This is a genomic window from Microbacterium ginsengisoli (assembly GCF_000956535.1).
Classification (GTDB): domain Bacteria; phylum Actinomycetota; class Actinomycetes; order Actinomycetales; family Microbacteriaceae; genus Microbacterium; species Microbacterium ginsengisoli.
In genome coordinates, this window is the sequence record NZ_JYIY01000067.1 from 11,639 (window position 1) to 29,500 (window position 17,862).

The following is a 17,862-nucleotide window of genomic DNA, read 5'->3' on the forward strand; positions in this document are numbered from 1 at the left end:
CGGGAAGGGTAGCTGTATGCCCGGCTGCGCGCACCCGCGCCGATAGGCTCGGCGGGTGCCCGACCCCGATGCATCCGCGCTCGAGCATCGGCGCGCATGGCGGCAGGGGCTCGCGGTCGCACTCGCCACGAGCGCGTACGGCGTCTCGTTCGGAGCGCTCGCGACGGCATCGGGACTCGACATCTGGCAGACGTGCGTGCTGAGCCTGCTCATGTTCACCGGAGGGTCGCAGTTCGCGTTCATCGGCGTGATCGCCGCCGGCGGGCTCGCCGCGGCGCCCGCCGCGATCACTTCTTCTGCACTACTGGGCGTGCGCAACATCGCCTATGGCATGCGCATGGCTCCCGTCATCGGGGGGTCGCTGCGTCGACGTCTCGCTGCGGCGCCGTTCACGATCGACGAGTCGACGGCGGTCGCTCTCGCTCAGGATGCGCCGCGGGCGCGCCGCGTGGGGTTCTGGGTGACGGGAGTGGGCATCTACGTCGGCTGGAATCTGTCGACTCTGCTGGGCGCCCTGTTCGGCGACGTGCTGGGTGATCCGCGCGCCTGGGGGCTGGATGCGGCGGCCGCCGCGGCGTTCCTCGCGCTGTTGTGGCCGCGACTGCGCGGTGCGCAGCCCATCGCCGTGGGGATCGCGGCTGCCGTTGTGGCGGTCGTGCTCACACCCGCGCTCCTGCCGGGGCTGCCCGTGATCCTCGCCGCGGTCGTCGCCCTCGTCGTCGGCTGGTTCGACGTCGGCGGTCGGCGCGCTCGCGGGCCGGGTGCATCCGCGGGGGAGGCCGTGCGATGACCCTCTGGAGCGCCCTGCTGCTGGCCGCCGTGCTGTGCCTCGCCCTCAAGGTCGTGGGCTATCTCGTGCCGCCGTCGCTCCTCGAGGCGCCCCGGCCGTTGCGCATCGCGGACCTTCTCACGGTCGCGTTGCTGGCGGCGCTCGTCGGTGTGCAGACGTTCGCCAGCGGGCAGGCTCTGCACGTGGATGCGCGTCTTCCGGCCGTGCTGGTCGCGGCAGGGCTGTTGGCCCTGCGGGCGCCCTTCCTCGTCGTGGTGGTGGCGGCGGCCGTCGTCGCGGCCGCGCTGCGGGCACTCGGGTGGGCCGCGTAGCATCGAGGCGTGACCCTGCTGCAGCGCCTCGGCGCATACGTGCTCGCCCTTGCGATCGGTCTGTTCTACGGCGCGGCGGGTTCGTTCGCGCATTCGATCGTCGTCGGAGGCTGGCTGCCGCTCGGACTCATCGTCGCGCTCATCGGCTCCACGGCGCTGCTGCTCGCGCTCCGGCTGCTGTCGGGTGACCGGTGGGCCGTGCTCGCGGCCGCCCTGGGCATGATGGGGGCGACCTGGGTGCTGGCCCAGACGTCGGCGGGAGGATCGATCATCTTCAGTCAGCTGCATCCCGTGCTGGCGAACGTCTGGATGATCGTGGTGCCGCTCGTGGCCGCCGTCATCGTCGCCTGGCCGGACCTCTCCCGGGCTCGGCGCGCTCCGCAGCCGGTCACGCACCCCTGACTACACTGGACGGGTGACGTATGTGATCGCCCTCCCGTGCGTCGATGTGAAGGATCGTGCCTGCATCGACGAGTGCCCCGTTGACTGCATCTACGAGGGGGAGCGTTCGCTCTACATCCACCCCGACGAGTGCGTCGACTGCGGCGCGTGCGAGCCCGTCTGCCCGGTGGAGGCGATCTACTACGAAGACGACCTCCCCGAAGAGTGGCAGGACTACTACAAGGCGAACGTCGAGTTCTTCGACGAGGTCGGTTCGCCGGGCGGCGCCGCGAAGGTCGGCGTGATCCCGAAGGACCACCCGATCATCGCCGCCCTTCCGCCGCAGGGCCACTGACCGTGGGGGTCGCCGACCTCGCCGACTACCCGTGGGACGCGGTGATCCCGTTCGCCGAGACCGCGCGGCGGCATCCCGATGGCATCGTCGACCTCTCGGTCGGGTCTCCCGTCGATGCGACGCCCGAGGTCGTCGCCCGTGCGCTTGCCGACGCGACCGACGCTCACGGCTATCCGCAGACGATCGGCACGGCGCCGCTGCGCGACGCGATCGTCGACTGGTTCGCGCGACGCCGCGGCGTCCCCGGGCTGGATGTCTCGCAGGTGCTCCCCACGATCGGCTCGAAGGAGCTGGTCGCTCTGCTGCCGCTGCTGCTCGGCCTTCAATCGGGCGACGTCGTCGTCCATCCGGAGGCGGCGTACCCGACGTACGAGGTCGGCGCACGCCTGGTCGGCGCGACCGCCGTGGCGAGCGATGATCCCTCGGAATGGCCTGCGGGCACCCGACTGGTGTGGGTGAACTCGCCCGGCAACCCCGATGGTCGCGTGTGGGATGCGGCCGCCCTTCGCGCGGCCTACCTGCGCGCCCGTGAGCTCGGTGCGCTGCTGGTCGGCGACGAGTGCTACGCGGAGCTCGGCTGGGACGGCCGGTGGGCGAGCGAACCGGTGCCGTCCGTGCTCGATCCGTCGGTGACGGGCGGCGGGTTCGAGGGCGTGCTGTCGGTCTACTCGCTCAGCAAGCAGTCGAATCTCGCGGGCTATCGCGCGGCTTTCCTCGCGGGCGACGCGGACGTGGTCGCCCGCCTCGTGACCGCCCGCAAGCACCTCGGTCTGCTCGTGCCCGCGCCCGTGCAGCGGGCGATGGCGGCGGCCCTCGGCGACGACGCGCACGTGGCCGAGCAGAAGCATCGCTACCGGGTGCGACGCGACATCCTGAAGCCGGCCATCGAGGCCGCGGGATTCCGCATCGACGGCAGCGAGGCCGGTCTGTACCTCTGGGCGACCGAGGGACGTGACGCGTGGGAGAGCCTCGGGCGCCTCGCGGAGCTCGGGATCCTGGTGGGTCCGGGACACTTCTACGGCCCGCATTTCCCGCAGCATGTGCGGTTCTCGCTCACGGCCACCGACGAGCGGATCGCGGCCGCAGCGAGCCGTCTGCGGGCGTCTTCGTCGTGATCCTCCACACGATCGCCCGGACCTTTGTGCGGTAACGGAGTACCCTCCCCGCCCGGCTAGGCTGTAGTCGGTGTGCATCGAGGACCCGATGCGCATCCTGCCGCTCGGCGGCAACGACCTCGACGATTTCCCTCACGAGGAGGCGCGGTGAGCGACGAAGACACGCAGCAGCTGAAGGCGACCCTCACGGTCGGTGAGCGCACGGCGGAATTCCCCGTGCTGACGGGTACCGACGGCTACCCGAGCATCGACGTGTCGAGTCTGACCCGTCAGACCGGTCACACCGCCCTCGACTACGGCTTCGTCAACACCGCGGCCACCAAGTCCGCGATCACCTACATCGACGGCGATGCGGGCATCCTGCGGTACCGCGGGTACCCGATCGAGCAGCTCGCCCAGCACTCCACGTATCTCGAGGTTGCCTGGCTGCTCATCTACGGCGAGCTGCCGACCGCGGCGGAGCTCGAGGAGTTCGACGGACGCATCCGCCGTCACACCCTCCTCCACGAAGACCTGAAGCGCTTCTTCTCGGCGCTTCCGCACACGGCGCACCCGATGTCGGTGCTGTCGGCGGCGACCGCGGCCCTCTCGACGTACTACGAGAACGAGTCCGACCCGCACAACCCCGAGCACGTCGAGCTGAACACCATCCGCCTGCTCGCCAAGCTCCCCGTGATCGCGGCGTACGCCCACAAGAAGAGCGTCGGCCAGGCGTTCCTCTACCCCGACAACGCCCTCGGGTTCGTCGACAACTTCTTGAAGCTCAACTTCGGCGTGCTGAGCGAGCTGTACGACATCGATCCCGTTGTGACCCGCGCGCTCGAGCGCCTGCTGATCCTGCACGAGGACCACGAGCAGAACGCCTCGACCTCGACGGTGCGGCTCGTCGGCTCGACCGGCGCGAACCAGTTCTCCTCGATCTCGGCCGGCATCAACGCGCTGTACGGCCCGCTGCACGGCGGCGCTAACGAGGCCGTGCTGAAGATGCTCGGCCAGATCCGCGACTCCGGCGAGAGCGTCGAGCGCTTCGTCGAGCGGGTCAAGAACAAGGAGGACGGTGTGAAGCTCATGGGCTTCGGGCACCGCGTCTACAAGAACTACGACCCGCGGGCGAAGCTCGTCAAGGAGTCGGCGGACGAGGTGCTGCAGGCGCTCGGCGTCAACGACCCGCTCCTCGACCTCGCGAAGCAGCTCGAGGAGATCGCGCTGAGCGACGACTACTTCAAGGAGCGTCGCCTGTACCCGAACGTCGACTTCTACACCGGCGTCATCTACAAGGCGATGGGTTTCCCGACCCGCATGTTCACCGTGCTGTTCGCGATCGGCCGCCTGCCCGGCTGGCTCGCCCACTGGCGCGAGATGAACACCGACCCGCAGACCAAGATCGGTCGCCCGCAGCAGCTCTACACGGGCTCGCCGGAGCGGTCGTACCCGGGCGTCTGACCGGATGCCGCGTCTCATCGTCCGTCCGCCGTCGAGCCGTCTGGCCGACGGCGAGCTGACCCACCTCGACCGCGTGCCGGTCGATGCCGCGCTGGCCCGTGCGCAGTGGGACGGTTACGTCGAGGCGTTCCGCTCGCGCGGATGGGAGATCCTCGAGGCCGAGGCCGCCGACGATCAGCCCGACGGCGTATTCGTGGAGGATGCGGTCATCGTCTTCGGCGACCTCGCCGTGCTCGCCCGGGCGGGCGCCGTCTCGCGCCGCGGGGAGCGGGACACGATCGCACGGGTGGTGGCGGCATCCGGTCTGGAGACGGTCGAGATCGTCGAACCGGGCACCCTCGACGGGGGCGACGTGCTGAAGGTCGGACGCACGGTCTACGTCGGTGCGTCCTCCCGCACGAACGCGGCCGGTATCGCCCAGCTCGCTGCCCTGCTCGATGCGCGTGGATGGACGGTCGTCACGCGCCCGGTCGAGCGGGTGCTGCACCTGAAGTCGGGGGTCACTGCACTTCCCGACGGCACGATCGTCGGCTACGAACCCCTCGTCGACGACCGCGAGGGCTACGCCGCGTTCGCGGCGGTGCCCGAGGAGCACGGCACCGCTGTCGTGGTGCTCGACGAGCGCACCGTGCTCATGTCGGCGGATGCGCCCCGCACCGCCGAGCTCTGGCGAGGGCGCGGACTCGACGTCGTCACGGTGCCGATCAGCGAGTTCGAGAAGCTCGAGGGATGCGTCACCTGTCTGTCGGTGCGGCTGCGCGACTGACGTGCGCGTGGTGATGCGCCTCGAGTGCCGCCGCGTAGTCGGGCACGAGCCCGGTCTCGTCGCGCAGCGGGCGCACGTACCCGCCTGATGCGGGGCGAGGGGGCACCTCGACCGGTGACGGATCGATGCGCTCGTAGGGGATGCGGGTGAGCAGATGGGTGATCATGTTGATCCGCCCGCGCCGCTTGTCCTCGTTGTCGACTTCGAACCACGGCGCCTCGGCGATGTCGGTGTGCACGAACATGGTGTCCTTCGCGCGGGAGTAGTCCTCCCATCGGGTGATCGACAGCAGGTCGTTGGGGCTGAGCTTCCACCGCCGCATCGGATCGTTCGCCCGCGAGCGGAAGCGACGCTCCTGCTCGACGTCGGACACGCTGAACCAGTACTTCAGGAGCCGGATGCCGTCGTCGACCAGCATGCGTTCGAAGATGGGAGCCTGCTGCAGGAAGCGGTGGTACTCGGCATCCGTGCAGTAGCCCATCACCCGCTCGACGCCCGCCCGGTTGTACCAGGAGCGGTCCATGAGCACGATCTCGCCCGCGGCGGGGAGGTGGGCGATGTAGCGCTGGAAGTACCACTCGGTGCGCTGCCGCTCGGTGGGCGTCGGGAGGGCGACGATGCGGGTGACGCGAGGGTTGAGGTATTCGGCGACGCGTTTGATGGTCGATCCCTTGCCCGCGGCATCCCGGCCCTCGAAGATCACCACGATGCGGGCGCCGGTGTGCTGCACCCACGCCTCGAGGTCGACGAGCTGGGCCTGCAGGCGCGCGAGCTCGGTGCGGTACAGCTTCTTCGGCAGCGATGCGCTCATCCTCGGCCTCCTCGGTGCGGATGAGGCGACCCTACGCCGCGTCGCGACCTCGCCGCGGGAGCGCCCGCCGGGAGAATGCGCCCCTCAGGCGTGCAGGATCGCGTTGAGCGTCACGCCGACGCCGGTGCGCCGCACGGCCTCGACCGCGCCGGTGACGGAGTTGCGCCGGAAGAGCACCCCGTCGCTGCCCGACAGCTGCGCGCCCTTCACGACGGGGCGTGCCCCCGCGGCATCCGCCGGCTCGTCGGCCAGCACGATCTTCGTGCCCGCCGTGACGTAGAGACCCGCCTCGACCACGCAGTCATCGCCGAGTGAGATGCCGATGCCCGAGTTGGCGCCGAGCAGCGTGCGTGCACCGATCGAGACGCGATGCGTGCCGCCGCCCGAGAGGGTTCCCATGATCGACGCGCCGCCGCCGATGTCGCTGCCGTCGCCGACGACGACGCCCTGCGAGATGCGGCCTTCGACCATCGAGGTGCCGAGAGTGCCGGCGTTGAAGTTCACGAAGCCCTCGTGCATCACTGTGGTGCCGGGGGAGAGGTGGGCGCCGAGACGCACGCGCGACGCGTCGGCGATGCGCACGCCCGGCGGGGTGACGTAGTCGAGCAGGCGGGGGAACTTGTCGAGGCCGGCGAGCTGGATGCCGGCGCGGACGAGGTGCGCCCGCCGCGCGGTGACGGCGTCGGGATGCATCGGCCCGGCGTTCGTCCACGCGACGTTGGGGAGGTGGGCGAAGATGCCGTCGAGGTTCACCCCGTTGGGCTGCACCAGCCGGTGCGAGAGCGCGTGCAGCCGGAGGTAAGCGTCCGCGGTGGAGGCGACGGGCGCGTCGAGGTCGATCTCGACCGACACCACGTCGATGCGCACCCCGCGGCGGTCGTCGGCGCCGGCGAGGGCGTCGAGGTCGCTCAGACCCGTGCCGGTGAGCCGACCCGACGCGGGCGACGGGTACCACGCATCGAGCACCGTGCCGTCATCCGCCGTCGTCTGCAGGCCGTGTCCGGACACCCATCGCTCATCGCTCATGTGCTCCAGGCTATCGGCGCGGCAGGGCCGCGACCGCCGATTAGGCTGGCCTCATGCCGTCCCTCGACCTGACCGCAGATGCGGTCGCCCTCACGCGGGCGATCTGCGACATCCCGAGCGTGTCCGGCGAGGAGACCACCCTCGCCGATGCGATCGCCGAGGCCCTCGCCCCGCTCGCGCACCTCGAGGTCTACCGCGACGGCGACACGATCGTGGCGCGCACGCAGCTCGGTCGCGCGCAGCGTGTGGTGATCGCCGGTCACATCGACACGGTGCCGATCAACGAGAACCTGCCGACCCGTGACATCGACGTCGACGGTGAGCCCTACCTCTGGGGGCGCGGCACCGTGGACATGAAGGCGGGTGTCGCGGTGCAGCTGCGACTCGCCGCCGAACTGGTCGACCCCCGTGTCGACATCACGTGGATGTGGTACGACCACGAGGAGGTCGACGCCGAGCTCAACGGGCTCACGCGTCTCGCCCGCACGCGCCCCGATCTGTTCCAGGGCGACTTCGCGATCCTCGGCGAGCCGTCCAACGGCACGGTCGAGGGCGGCTGCAACGGCAACCTCCGCGCCCTCGTGCGCACGCACGGCGTGCGCGCGCACAGCGCCCGAGCCTGGGTGGGGGAGAATGCGATCCACGCGGCGGCGCCCATTCTCGCCCGCCTCGCCGAGTACCGCCCGCGCACCGTGGCGGTCGAGGGACTGGAGTACCGCGAGGGGTTGAACGCGGTGCGCATCCACGGCGGGATCGCCGGCAACGTCATCCCCGACGAGTGCGTCGTCGAGGTCAACTACCGCTTCGCGCCGAGCAAGAGCGTCGCACAGGCAGAGGCGCACGTGCGCGAGGTGTGCGCCGGCTTCGACGTCGAGGTCGTCGACAGCGCCCCGGGCGCCCGGCCCGGGCTCGACGCCCCTCTCGCTCAGGAGTTCCTCGCCGCCGTCGGGGCCGACCCTCGCCCCAAGTACGGATGGACGGATGTCGCCCGCTTCTCGGCACTCGGCGTGCCCGCCGTCAACTACGGTCCGGGCGACCCGAGCCTCGCCCATCACGACCAGGAGCGCGTCCCCCTTGGGCAGATCCACGACGTCGAGCGCGGACTGCGGGCATGGCTGAGCGTCTGATCGACCACCCGCGGGTTGTCGCTGCGCGCACCACCTGGCGGGGGCTCCCGCCGTTCGTGCGGATCGCCGTCATCTACCTGCTCGCGCGTGTCGTCACGACCCTTCTCATGGTCGCTGCCGCGGCCGCGTCGACGGCGTCGTCGCGCTTCGGTGCGCACGCGACGATCGGCGATCTCGCCGTGGGGTGGGATGCCGCGTGGTACTGGTTCACAGCCCTCAACGGCTACCCGGTGCACCTGCCGACGAACACCGCCGGCCTCGTGACCGAGAACTCGTGGGCGTTCATGCCGCTCTACGCCTACCTCGCACAGGGCCTCGGCACGGCGCTCGGCGGCTGGGGTGCGGGGGCCGTCGCGATCTCGCTGATCTCCGGCTACCTCGCCTCGATCGTGCTCTTCACGATCACGCGGATGCGCCTCGACGAGACCTCCTCGATGTGGGCGGTCGCCTTCTTCGCATCGGGGCCGCTCGCCGCTCTGTTCCAGGTCGGCTATGCCGAGTCTCTGTTCCTCCTCTGGCTGTTCCTCGCCCTCTGGGCGGTGCTGCGCCGACGATACGGATGGGTGTATCCGCTCATCATCCTCATGGCCGCAACCCGACCGGGAGTGCTGGCCTTCGCCCTGTTCCTCGGCCTGCACGGCATCGTGCGGCTGGTGCACCGCAGGACCGAGCCGCTGCGGGGACGTGACGTCGCCCACATCCTCTCCCTCGGAGCGCTGGGCGTGGTCGCCGGCTTCGCGTGGCAGTTCATCGCCGGGTGGGTCACGGGAAACCCGAACGCGTACCTTCTCACCGAGCTCTCCTGGCGCCGCAACTGGATCGCGGACGCGAGCCCGCACTTCGCGCCGTTCGACGGATTCGCCGTCGCCGTGCCGTTCTGGTCGACCCAATGGGGGTGGCCGGCCGCCGTCGGCTTCGTCGTGCTGGCCCTGGCTCTCGCCGGCATCGCGGCGCTGTTGCTGTTCGAGCCGCACGTGCGGCGAATGGGGGTGGAGCTGCGGCTGTGGACGGCGAGCTACCTCCTCTACCTTCTGGCCGTGTTCTTCCCGCAGTCGAGCATCTTCCGCCTGCTCGTGCCCGTCGCCCCGCTCACGGCGGGTGCGCTCGCGGTGGCCCGCGCGTGGTGGTGGCGCGTCGGTGTCCTCCTCGTCTGCATCGCGCTGCAGTGGCTCTGGATCTACAACGTCTACGGACTCGCGAACACGTTCTGGCGCATCCCCTGACCCAGTGGCATCCACAACCGCACGGCCCGCGGTGCGGGGCCCGGCGACCCGGAGCGATAGACTGGATCGTCAGCCACCAGGAAGGGGAGCACGATGGCAGCCATGAAGCCGAGAACCGGTGACGGTCCGATGGAGGCCGTGAAGGAGGGCCGGCTCATCATCGTCCGCGTGCCGCTCGAAGGCGGTGGACGCCTGGTCGTCTCCGTGAACGACGCCGAGGCCAAGGAGCTCTACGACGTCCTCGGTGGCGTCGTGAACGCCGCCTGAGACGACGCATCCGTCATCGAGAACGGTCGGTCTGTGCAGACCGGCCGTTCTCTGCGTCCGGGGTCAGTCCGCCGACGGAACGGTGGTCAGCTGCAGCAGTCCGTCGCCGACGATCGACACTGCGGCGATGACCGCGGGTGAGGCCTGGGTCTCCTGGATGAGCGAACGGTAGGCGGTGGTGATCGCGTCGCGGCGCACCGGGTCGGAGACGGCGCCACCGGCGAGCACGCGCGCGACCAGGACGGTGCCGCCGGGACGCACGAGCCGCAACCCGTGCTCCACGTAGTCGAGCACGTTCTCGGGGTCGGCGTCGATCAGCACGATGTCGTACGAGGCTTCGTTCATGCGCGGAAGCACATCGACCGCGCGACCCGTGATGAACCGTGAGCGTGCGGGGGCGATGCCCGCGTCCGCGAACGCGTGGCGGGCGGCCGCGAGGTGCTCGTGCTCGGTGTCGATGGTCGTGAGGATGGCGCGGGGCGCACCGTGCAGCAGCCAGAGCCCGGACACTCCGGCTCCGGTGCCGATCTCGACGATGTTCAGCGCGGCGGACGCGGCGGCAAGGAGGGCGATCTGCGCGCCGAGCGCGGGGTCGACCGGCTCCGCGCCCAGCTCCAACGCATGCGCACGCGCTTTGGCGATGGCCTCCGGCTCGATCGTCGATTCGGCGATGAACCGCGCGTCAGCGTTGTGATCCCTCATGCTCACTCCCTCTTCGTCAGCCTAGGGCTCGTCCTCAGCTTCCCCATGCAGGCGCGGCGCTAACCTGAATCCATGTTCCTGGGCCTGACCTTCGAGAAGCTGGTGCTCATCGGCGTTCTCGCGGCGGTTGTGCTCGGACCCGAGCGACTGCCCCGTGCGGCCGAGTGGCTCGCGAAGGCCACCAAGCGGGCTCGCGCCTACGCCCAGGGTGCCCGCGAGCGCATGCGCGACGAGATGGGCGACGATTTCGACGAGGTCGACTGGCGAAAGCTCGACCCGCGGCAGTACGACCCCCGCCGCATCATTCGTGAGGCGCTGCTCGACGACGCCCCCGCGGCGCCGGCGGTGCGGGCCGCGGCCCCGGCCGCGATCGCGGTGGCGGCCGCCTCCCTCGACCTCGCCGACGGCGAGATCCCGCCCTACGACTCCGAGGCGACCTGAGTCGAGACCCCCACGCGCAGGGACCGTCCGGCGAGACCTCGCGGGCGCCGGGCGAGGGTGTCCGCGAGGCGAAGGATCTCCGCCGCCGCCGGGTCGGCCGGGGCGCTGAGGGTCACCGGTGACCCGGTGTCGCCGCCGGTGCGCAGCGCGGGACTCAGCGGCACCGACGCGACGAGCGGCACCTCATCTCCGTCTCCCTGTGAGAGCGCGGATGCCGCGGCTCGCCCGCCGCCCGAGCCGAACAGGTCGAGCACGGTGCCGTCGGCGAGCCGCAACGGCGCCATGTTCTCGATGACCCCGATGACGCGCTGCCCGGTCTGGCGTGCGACCAGGCCGCTGCGCACAGCGACTTCCGCTGCGGCCGCCTGCGGGGTCGTGACGACCAGCACCTCGGCGTGGGGGAGCAGCTGACCGAGCGAGATCGCGACGTCGCCGGTTCCCGGGGGCATGTCGATGAGCAGCACGTCGAGGTCGCCGAACCACACGTCGGTGAGGAACTGCTGCAGTGTGCGGTGCAGCATGGGACCGCGCCACGCGACGGGGCTGCGCTCCTCGCCCTCGCGCAGGAACATGCCGATCGAGATCGTCTTCACGCCGTGGGCCACGGGGGGCACGATGAGGTCGTCGATGCGGGTGGGGTGCGGCATCCGCCCGTCGGCGTCGACGAGCCCGAGGATGCCGGGAATCGAGAAGCCGTGCACATCGGCGTCGACGAGGCCTACCGCGAGCCCCCGGTCGGCGAGGGCGACCGCGAGGTTCGCCGTGACCGTCGACTTGCCGACGCCGCCCTTGCCGCTCGTGACGGCGATCACCCGGGTGAGCGAGTCGGCGGTGAACGGGATGCCCCGGGGCCGCCCCGCCCGCAGGCGCTCGGTCAGAGCGGCGCGCTGCGCCGGCGTCATGACACCGAGCTCGACGCGCACCGGGCGGTCGGCGACGGTTGCGGCGGCCGCCGCAACCTCCCGTTCGATGCGATCCGACGCCGGACACCCCACGATCGTGAGGGACACGGCGACGACGATCGCGTCGTCGGCGGCGCGCACGTCCGCGATCATGTCGAGCTCCGACAGCGGACGCCGCAGCTCGGGGTCGACGACCGCACCGACCGCGGTGCGCACCCGGTCGGTCAGACCCCCCGGGTCACTGCTGCTCACGGGCCGCCTTGCGCTCGGCCTGCTCGCGGCGTTCGGCGCGCTGACGCTTGCGCTCGCGCTCCTCCGTGGCTGCGGCATCCTCACCCGTCGCCCGTGCGTCGAGGTCTTCGAGCAGGGCGCGCAGCTCGTCGCGCAGCGAGTCGCGCGTGAGCACGTCACGGCTGAGGTCGGTGAGCGCGAGGCGCAGCGCCACGATCTCGCGGGCCAGGTACTCGGTGTCGGCGAGGTTGCGCTCCGCGCGCTGGCGGTCCTGCTCGATCTGCACCCGGTCGCGGTCGTCCTGACGGTTCTGGGCGAGGAGGATGAGGGGCGCCGCGTACGAGGCCTGCAGCGACAGGATGAGGGTCAGGAGGGTGAAGTTCGTGACCGCCGGGTCGAACTGCGCCTCCCGCGGCACGAAGATGTTCAACAGGAGCCACACCACGACCACGACGGACATGCCGATGAGGAACCCGGACGTGCCCATCGCCCGCGCGAACGACTCCGAGAACCGGCCGAACGTGTCGTTCGACGGACGCGAGGAGCGCCCGAGCACCGAGTTGCGTCCGCGAGGCGCGTCGAACGCGCCGTCGCCGCCGCGGCGAGCCATCAGCGCGTCCTCCGGGTGGTCGACGTGCCCGTGCTGTCGGCGGAGCGCCAGTCGCGAGGCAGCAGGTAGTCGAGCACGTCGTCGATGCTGACGGCGCCGAGGAGGCGCCGTGCCGGGTCGACGACGGGGAGGGAGACGAGGTTGTACGTCGCCAGCAGGCGAGCCACCTCGCCGGCGGTCGCCGTCACCGGCAGCGGGTCGACCGTGTCGTCGATGATCGCGCCCAGCCGCTCATGCGGCGGGTAGCGCAGCATCCGCTGGAAGTGCACAGTGCCGAGCAGGCGTCCGGTAGGGGTCTCGTACGGGGGAAGCGTGATGTAGACCGCGGCCGCGAGCGCGGGGTGCAGCTCGTGGCGGCGGATGAGGGCGAGCGCCTCCGCGATGGTCGAGTCGGCCGAGAGCACGATCGGCTCCGACGTCATCAGACCGCCGGCCGTGTCGGGCCCGTACTGGAGCAGCGTGCGCACGTCCTCCGCCTCGTCGGGCTCCATGAGGTCGAGCAGCTCCTCGCGCTGGTCCTCGGGGAGCTGGGCGAGCACGTCGGCGGCGTCGTCGGGCTCCATCGCATCGAGGATGTCGGCGGCGCGCTCGTCGCCCAGGGCCTCGAGGATGTGCACCTGCTCGTCTTCGGGCATCTCTTCCAGCGCGTCAGCCAGACGATCGTCGGGAAGCTCCTCCGCCACCTCGAGGAGGCGGTCTTCGGGGAGGTCGAGGAGCGTATTGGCGAGGTCGGCGGGCTTGAGGTCGGAGAAGCTCGCGACCAGATGCTCGGCGGTGTGCTCGTGGCCGGGCGTGCTGCTCTCGCGCACGTCGCTCCAGTCGGCGAACGCCGTCGGGCCCTTCGCGAACGGCGACGCGCTCGTCTTCGGGCGACGCAGGAACAGCTGGCCGATCTCCCACTCCCCGAGGCGTGTGCGCTCGATGGCGACGTCCTCGACGACCGCGGTACCCGATCCGTCGACGAAGTGCATGGTCTTGCCCAGAAGCTCGGCCATGACACGCACCTCGCCCGCGCGGGGCTGGAAGCGTCGCACGTTGATCAGGCCGGTCGTGATCACCTGCCCGCTGGCGATCGACGTCACCCGTCCGATCGAGACGAACACATGTCGGCGCCCGGGGATCTCCACCACCAGACCGATGACGGCGGGGGAGTCGTCGGCACGGTACATGACGACGACGTCGCGCACCTTGCCCAGCCGGTCGCCGGCGGGATCGAAGACGCTGCAGCCGGCCAGCCGAGCCACGAAGACGCGCTGAGTGCTCACCCGACCAGCGTAGTCGCGCGCGAGGTGACGCCCTCGGCGGAACACGGGAACCCGCGTGGGATGATGGGGCCATGAGCATGATGTCGGGTCCGGCGCCGGAGGGCGAGGTCGTCGCCTCATTCCCCGCCTACGAAGGGGCGCAGAAGGCGGTCTCGGCGCTCATCGCCGCCGACATCCCCGCACGCGACATCATGATCGTCGGACACGACGTGCGCTCGGTCGAGCGGGTCACCGGGCGGCTCGGCTGGGCCGCAGCCGCTCGCAGCGGTGCAGTGAACGGTCTGCTGCTGGGCATGCTGTTCTCGTTCATCTTCGTCTTCGGCACCGCCAACGTCCCGATCCAGACGTTCGTCGGGGTCATGATCGTCGGCATCGCGTTCGGCATGCTGCTGAGCCTCCTCATGTTCGCGGTGGTGCGCCGCCGCCGCGACTTCGCATCGGTCATGCAGATGGTCGCCGAGCGCTACGACGTGACCGTCGCCCCCACGAGCATCCACCGCGCCCGCGAGGTCGTGGGCCACCGGGCGCCGCATCCGCACCCGCCCGTTGCGGAGCGTTCGCCGATCGACGACGAACCTCCACGGTACGGCGAGCGGATCACGCCGCCCGCATCCCGTCCCGACGACGAGACGCCCGCGTCCTAGCCGCTGCCGCGCCGGTCAGGATGCCGCGACCCGCGCCATCCACGCCTCGACGTCGTCGGCCGAACGCGGCACGTCGGCCGACAGGTTGACCGGCCCCGACTCGGTCATCAGCACGTCGTCCTCGATGCGCACCCCGATGCCGCGCAGCTCTTCGGGCACGGTCAGATCGTCGATCTGGAAGTAGAGGCCGGGCTCGATCGTGAACACCATGCCCGGCTCCAGGATGCCGTCGTAGTAGAGCTCCCGCCGGGCCTGCGCGCAGTCGTGCACGTCGATGCCGAGGTGATGGCTCGTGCCGTGCACCATGTAGCGGCGGTGCTGGCCGCCCGCGTCGGCGTGCAGCGCTTCCTCGGCGGTGACGGGCAGCAGTCCCCATTCGGCGACGCGCTCGGCGATGACCCGCATCGCCGCCTCATGGATGCTGCGGAACGTGACGCCCGGACGCGCCGCGGCGAACGCCGCATCCGCGGCCTCCCGCACCGTCTCGTACACGCGGCGCTGCACCGGGGAGAAGGTTCCGGACACCGGCAGAGTGCGGGTCACGTCGGCGGTGTAGAGACTGTCGACCTCGACGCCCGCGTCGACGAGGATGAGGTCGCCGGGCACGACGGCCCCGTCGTTGCGGGTCCAGTGGAGGTAGCAGGCGTGCGGGCCGGATGCGGCGATCGTGTCGTATCCGACGCCGTTGCCGTCGAGCCGGGACCGCTGGTGGAACGCCCCCTCGACCACGCGCTCGCCGCGGTCCGCGGCGACGGCGCGGGGGAGCGCGCGGATGATGTCGTCGAAGCCGCGGGCGGTCGCCTCGACCGCCAGACGCAGCTGGCCGATCTCGTACTCGTCCTTGATCAGGCGGAGTTCGGAGACGACCCGCGTGAGGTCGTCGTCCTCATCGAGCACCAGGTCGTCGTCCGAGGCGACGAAGTCCTCGATCCCCGCCGTCGCGATCTCGAGGTCGGCGGCGACGGCGACGAGCGAGGGCCGCGGCCCCACCCAGAACTCGCCGATCTGGGCATTGCCGTAGAACTCGGGCGTCGTGCGATCCGCGCGCTCGCGGAAGTAGACCGTGGCCGTGTGCCCGCCGTCGACGGGGTCGAGCACGAGAACGGCGCCGGGCTCGGTGTCGGCACCCCACCCGGTCAGGTGGGAGAACGCAGAGTGCGCGCGGAACGGGTAGTCGGTGTCGTTGCTGCGCACCTGGAAGTCACCGGCGGGAAGCACCAGTCGGCGCCCGGGGAACGATGCCGAGACTGCGGCACGCCGCGCAGCCGCGTAGGGCGCCTGAGGTCGCGCCGGAGGCAGCGACTCGGGGCGCTCGGCCCAGCCGGAGCCGATGGAGGAGAGGAAACCCCGGGGGAAGGGCTGCTTGCGGTTGGTGGTCGCGGGAGCCGCGGCATCCGTCGTCGTCTGGTCGTCGCTCGAAGCCATGCCTCCAGTCTCGCACCGCAGCACGGCACTGTCAGCCGGAGGTGCGCTCGAGCTGCACGATCAGAGGCCGGTGGTCGCTGCCGGACCCGTCGAGCGCCGTCAGCACCACCGACCCGGTCGCCCGCCACGCCGACGTCGCCATGACGTGGTCGATCGGTGCGCCGAGCAGCGCCGGCACCGACGTCGGCCAGGTGCCGACGGCGCCGTTGCCGGTGACGGATGCCGCGTCGTGGCATCGTCCGAGGGTGCCGCCGTCGCTGCCGAGTCGAGCCATGTGCTCGACGGTCGCGTTGAAGTCGCCCGCCATGATGACGTTCGCGCTCGCGCACTGATCGGCCAGCCACTGCAGATCGTGGCGCCAGTCCGCCATCGCGCTCTGCCGCGGCGCGACAGCGTGGGCGGCGACGATGATCGGGCCGTCGCCCGACACGGGCATCGCCACCGCACTCGGCACGGTGGACGTGTTGCTCGTGCCGTTCTGCGACGACGCGATCACGGAGTACTCGCCGAGCGAGGGACTGATGAGAAGCGTCGTGGAGTCGGCGGCCCAGCCGTCCACGCCGTACTCGGTGTGGAACGCCCACATCGGATGGCCGAGCTCGCGCATCTGCACGGCGACCTTCTCACCCACCTCGATCGTCGTCTCGGGGAGCGTGACGATGTCGGCCGACATCGCGACGGCGGTGCGGGCGATGTCGTCGGGCGGGGTGGCCTCGCCGGCGGTGTTCCACGTCATGACGCGCACACTGTTCGCGTCCTTCTCGGGCAGGGTCGTCGAACCCATCCCGCGGGACGTGAGCGTCGCCCCACCGATCGCCGCGCCGGCCAGCAGCACGAGCGTCATCGCGAACGCGAAAGCCCGCACCCGACGCACGACCGCGAGCAGGAGGAACAGCACGGCGATGCCGGCCAGAGCGAGCACGACGGGCGCTCGGAACGAGATGATCTGCGCCACCGGGAACAGCCCGTCGATGCGGAAGAATCCCGGCCAGGTGAGGGCTGCGACCGCGATCGCGGTCACGAGAGTCACGAGGATCCCCGTCAGGCGCAGCATCCTTCCACCGTAGGTCGGCAGTCTGGGAGAAGCCGGGAGGGAGCCTCTGCGGTGTGTCAGCCGGTACGCTCGCAGACATGGCGGCGCACGGCGGATTCGAGGGTCCGAGCGACCTCCACCTCCACTCGGTGCACTCCGACGGCACCCAGTCGCCGCAGGACGTCGTGCGCGCCGCGCACCGGCACGGCCTGCGCACGATCGCCCTCACCGACCACGACACGACCTCCGGGTGGGTCGAGGCTGCGGAGGCGACCACCGCCCTCGGTATGACGTTCCTCCCGGGCATGGAGCTCTCCGCCCGGCACGAGTGGCGCAGCATCCATCTGCTCGCCTACCTCATCGATCCCGACGACGCCGATCTGCGGGCCGAGACCGAGCGCATCCGCCTCGACCGCCTCAGCCGGGCCGAGCGCATCGTCGCCGCCATCGGCCGCGACTACCCCCTGACGTGGGAGGACGTCGTCGCCCAGACCACCGACGGGGCGACCGTCGGGCGTCCCCACATCGCCGACGCGCTCGTCGCCCGCGGCGTCGTCGCCGACCGCTCGCAGGCGTTCGAGGGCATTCTGCACCCGCGCGAGGGGTACTACCTGCCCCACGACGCGCCCGATCCGTTCACCGCTGTCGACCTCGTGGTGGGCGCGGGTGGGGTGCCGATCATCGCGCATCCCGTGCCCTCCGGTCGCGGGCGCATGATCCCGGTGCCCGCGATCGAGCAGCTGATCGCCCGCGGGCTCGCGGGATTCGAGATCGACCACCGCGAGAACACGGCCGCGGGCAAGGCCGTGCTGCGGGAGATCGCCGCCCGACACGACCTCATCGTGACGGGATCGAGCGACTACCACGGTGCGGGAAAGCCGAACGTGCCGGGCGAGAACACCACGAGTGACGAGATGGTCGCCCGCATCATCGAGCGCGGTACCGGCACGGTGCCCGTCTACGCCTGAGCGCCGCCGGACGCCGCGTCAGCGGT

Annotated in this window: 21 protein-coding genes; 13 read left to right on the top strand and 8 right to left on the bottom strand. The window is 70.9% G+C overall.

All coding sequences use genetic code 11. The features are described from left to right. Positions 1-55: 55 nt before the first annotated feature. The 7 genes from RR49_RS04945 to ddaH all read left to right on the top strand — a co-directional run bounded on the left by RR49_RS04945 (position 56) and on the right by ddaH (position 5,161). Complete coding sequence (locus tag RR49_RS04945) at positions 56-790, top strand: AzlC family ABC transporter permease (RefSeq protein WP_045246961.1); 735 nt, start codon at positions 56-58, stop codon at positions 788-790. Further along, entirely contained in the window at positions 787-1,101 is a 315-nt protein-coding gene (locus RR49_RS04950; protein ID WP_045246962.1) for an AzlD domain-containing protein, read from the top strand. Before RR49_RS04945 ends, RR49_RS04950 begins: the two co-directional genes overlap by 4 nt. Before the next feature lie 9 nt (positions 1,102-1,110). Continuing rightward, a complete protein-coding gene (locus RR49_RS04955) occupies positions 1,111-1,503 on the top strand; it encodes a DUF6113 family protein (protein ID WP_048809217.1) in 393 nt (130 codons plus the stop codon). 13 nt (positions 1,504-1,516) lie between these two features. After that, positions 1,517-1,837: a ferredoxin gene (gene fdxA, locus RR49_RS04960; RefSeq protein WP_045246963.1), complete on the top strand. Its 321-nt coding sequence runs from the start codon at positions 1,517-1,519 to the stop codon at positions 1,835-1,837. Positions 1,838-1,839: 2 nt separating this feature from the next. After that, the gene (gene dapC / locus RR49_RS04965) at positions 1,840-2,952 is read left to right on the top strand and encodes a succinyldiaminopimelate transaminase (RefSeq protein ID WP_045246964.1); all 1,113 of its coding nucleotides are present in this window, start codon (positions 1,840-1,842) and stop codon (positions 2,950-2,952) included. 147 nt (positions 2,953-3,099) lie between these two features. Continuing rightward, a complete protein-coding gene (locus RR49_RS04970) occupies positions 3,100-4,395 on the top strand; it encodes a citrate synthase (RefSeq protein ID WP_048809218.1) in 1,296 nt (431 codons plus the stop codon). A 4-nt stretch (positions 4,396-4,399) separates the two neighbouring features. Then, entirely contained in the window at positions 4,400-5,161 is a 762-nt protein-coding gene (gene ddaH, locus RR49_RS04975; protein ID WP_045246965.1) for a dimethylargininase, read from the top strand. Here the strand turns inward: ddaH and ppk2 are convergent. Beyond that, positions 5,130-5,972 (bottom strand): polyphosphate kinase 2, encoded by an 843-nt coding sequence (gene ppk2 / locus RR49_RS04980; protein ID WP_048809219.1) that lies wholly within the window; start codon positions 5,970-5,972, stop codon positions 5,130-5,132. The genes ddaH and ppk2 overlap by 32 nt on opposite strands. Positions 5,973-6,056: 84 nt before the next feature. Further along, complete coding sequence (dapD, locus tag RR49_RS04985) at positions 6,057-6,998, bottom strand: 2,3,4,5-tetrahydropyridine-2,6-dicarboxylate N-succinyltransferase (protein WP_045246966.1); 942 nt, start codon at positions 6,996-6,998, stop codon at positions 6,057-6,059. Positions 6,999-7,051: 53 nt separating this feature from the next. Between dapD and dapE the strand changes: the two genes are divergently transcribed. The 3 genes from dapE to RR49_RS15375 all read left to right on the top strand — a co-directional run bounded on the left by dapE (position 7,052) and on the right by RR49_RS15375 (position 9,615). Continuing rightward, positions 7,052-8,125, top strand: coding sequence for a succinyl-diaminopimelate desuccinylase (gene dapE, locus RR49_RS04990; RefSeq protein WP_045246967.1), 1,074 nt, complete (start codon positions 7,052-7,054; stop codon positions 8,123-8,125). Further along, complete coding sequence (locus tag RR49_RS04995; protein ID WP_045247004.1) at positions 8,110-9,348, top strand: putative hexosyltransferase; 1,239 nt, start codon at positions 8,110-8,112, stop codon at positions 9,346-9,348. The genes dapE and RR49_RS04995 overlap by 16 nt, the downstream gene beginning before the upstream one ends. Positions 9,349-9,441: 93 nt before the next feature. Then, a complete protein-coding gene (locus RR49_RS15375) occupies positions 9,442-9,615 on the top strand; it encodes a DUF3117 domain-containing protein (RefSeq protein WP_019179788.1) in 174 nt (57 codons plus the stop codon). A gap of 63 nt (positions 9,616-9,678) precedes the next feature. Here the strand turns inward: RR49_RS15375 and RR49_RS05000 are convergent, their stop codons facing one another. Beyond that, entirely contained in the window at positions 9,679-10,317 is a 639-nt protein-coding gene (locus RR49_RS05000) for an O-methyltransferase (protein ID WP_045247005.1), read from the bottom strand. Positions 10,318-10,389: 72 nt separating this feature from the next. On the opposite strand from RR49_RS05000, the gene RR49_RS05005 reads away from it, so the two are divergent. Beyond that, a complete protein-coding gene (locus tag RR49_RS05005) occupies positions 10,390-10,758 on the top strand; it encodes a twin-arginine translocase TatA/TatE family subunit (RefSeq protein WP_045246968.1) in 369 nt (122 codons plus the stop codon). Here the strand turns inward: RR49_RS05005 and RR49_RS05010 are convergent. From RR49_RS05010 to RR49_RS05020, 3 genes are read right to left on the bottom strand one after another with little or no spacing between them, the layout of a single operon-like run. Further along, on the bottom strand, positions 10,737-11,912 hold the full coding sequence (locus RR49_RS05010) for an Mrp/NBP35 family ATP-binding protein (protein WP_045246969.1): 1,176 nt from the start codon (positions 11,910-11,912) through the stop codon (positions 10,737-10,739). The two genes, RR49_RS05005 and RR49_RS05010, sit on opposite strands and share 22 nt — an antisense overlap. Next, the gene (locus tag RR49_RS05015) at positions 11,899-12,501 is read right to left on the bottom strand and encodes a DUF1003 domain-containing protein (protein ID WP_048809220.1); all 603 of its coding nucleotides are present in this window, start codon (positions 12,499-12,501) and stop codon (positions 11,899-11,901) included. Before RR49_RS05015 ends, RR49_RS05010 begins: the two co-directional genes overlap by 14 nt. Next, on the bottom strand, positions 12,501-13,766 hold the full coding sequence (locus tag RR49_RS05020; RefSeq protein ID WP_045246970.1) for a magnesium transporter MgtE N-terminal domain-containing protein: 1,266 nt from the start codon (positions 13,764-13,766) through the stop codon (positions 12,501-12,503). Before RR49_RS05020 ends, RR49_RS05015 begins: the two co-directional genes overlap by 1 nt. A gap of 71 nt (positions 13,767-13,837) precedes the next feature. Between RR49_RS05020 and RR49_RS05025 the strand changes: the two genes are divergently transcribed. Beyond that, a complete protein-coding gene (locus RR49_RS05025) occupies positions 13,838-14,410 on the top strand; it encodes a YflT domain-containing protein (protein WP_045246971.1) in 573 nt (190 codons plus the stop codon). A 15-nt stretch (positions 14,411-14,425) separates the two neighbouring features. On the opposite strand, the gene RR49_RS05030 is transcribed toward RR49_RS05025, so the two are convergent. Together RR49_RS05030 and RR49_RS05035 are read right to left on the bottom strand one after the other, a co-directional pair. Further along, complete coding sequence (locus tag RR49_RS05030) at positions 14,426-15,835, bottom strand: aminopeptidase P family protein (protein ID WP_045246972.1); 1,410 nt, start codon at positions 15,833-15,835, stop codon at positions 14,426-14,428. A gap of 31 nt (positions 15,836-15,866) precedes the next feature. Further along, entirely contained in the window at positions 15,867-16,889 is a 1,023-nt protein-coding gene (locus RR49_RS05035) for an endonuclease/exonuclease/phosphatase family protein (protein WP_045246973.1), read from the bottom strand. Positions 16,890-16,966: 77 nt separating this feature from the next. Between RR49_RS05035 and RR49_RS05040 the strand changes: the two genes are divergently transcribed. Then, the gene (locus tag RR49_RS05040; RefSeq protein WP_045246974.1) at positions 16,967-17,836 is read left to right on the top strand and encodes a PHP domain-containing protein; all 870 of its coding nucleotides are present in this window, start codon (positions 16,967-16,969) and stop codon (positions 17,834-17,836) included. Positions 17,837-17,862: the final 26 nt, after the last annotated feature.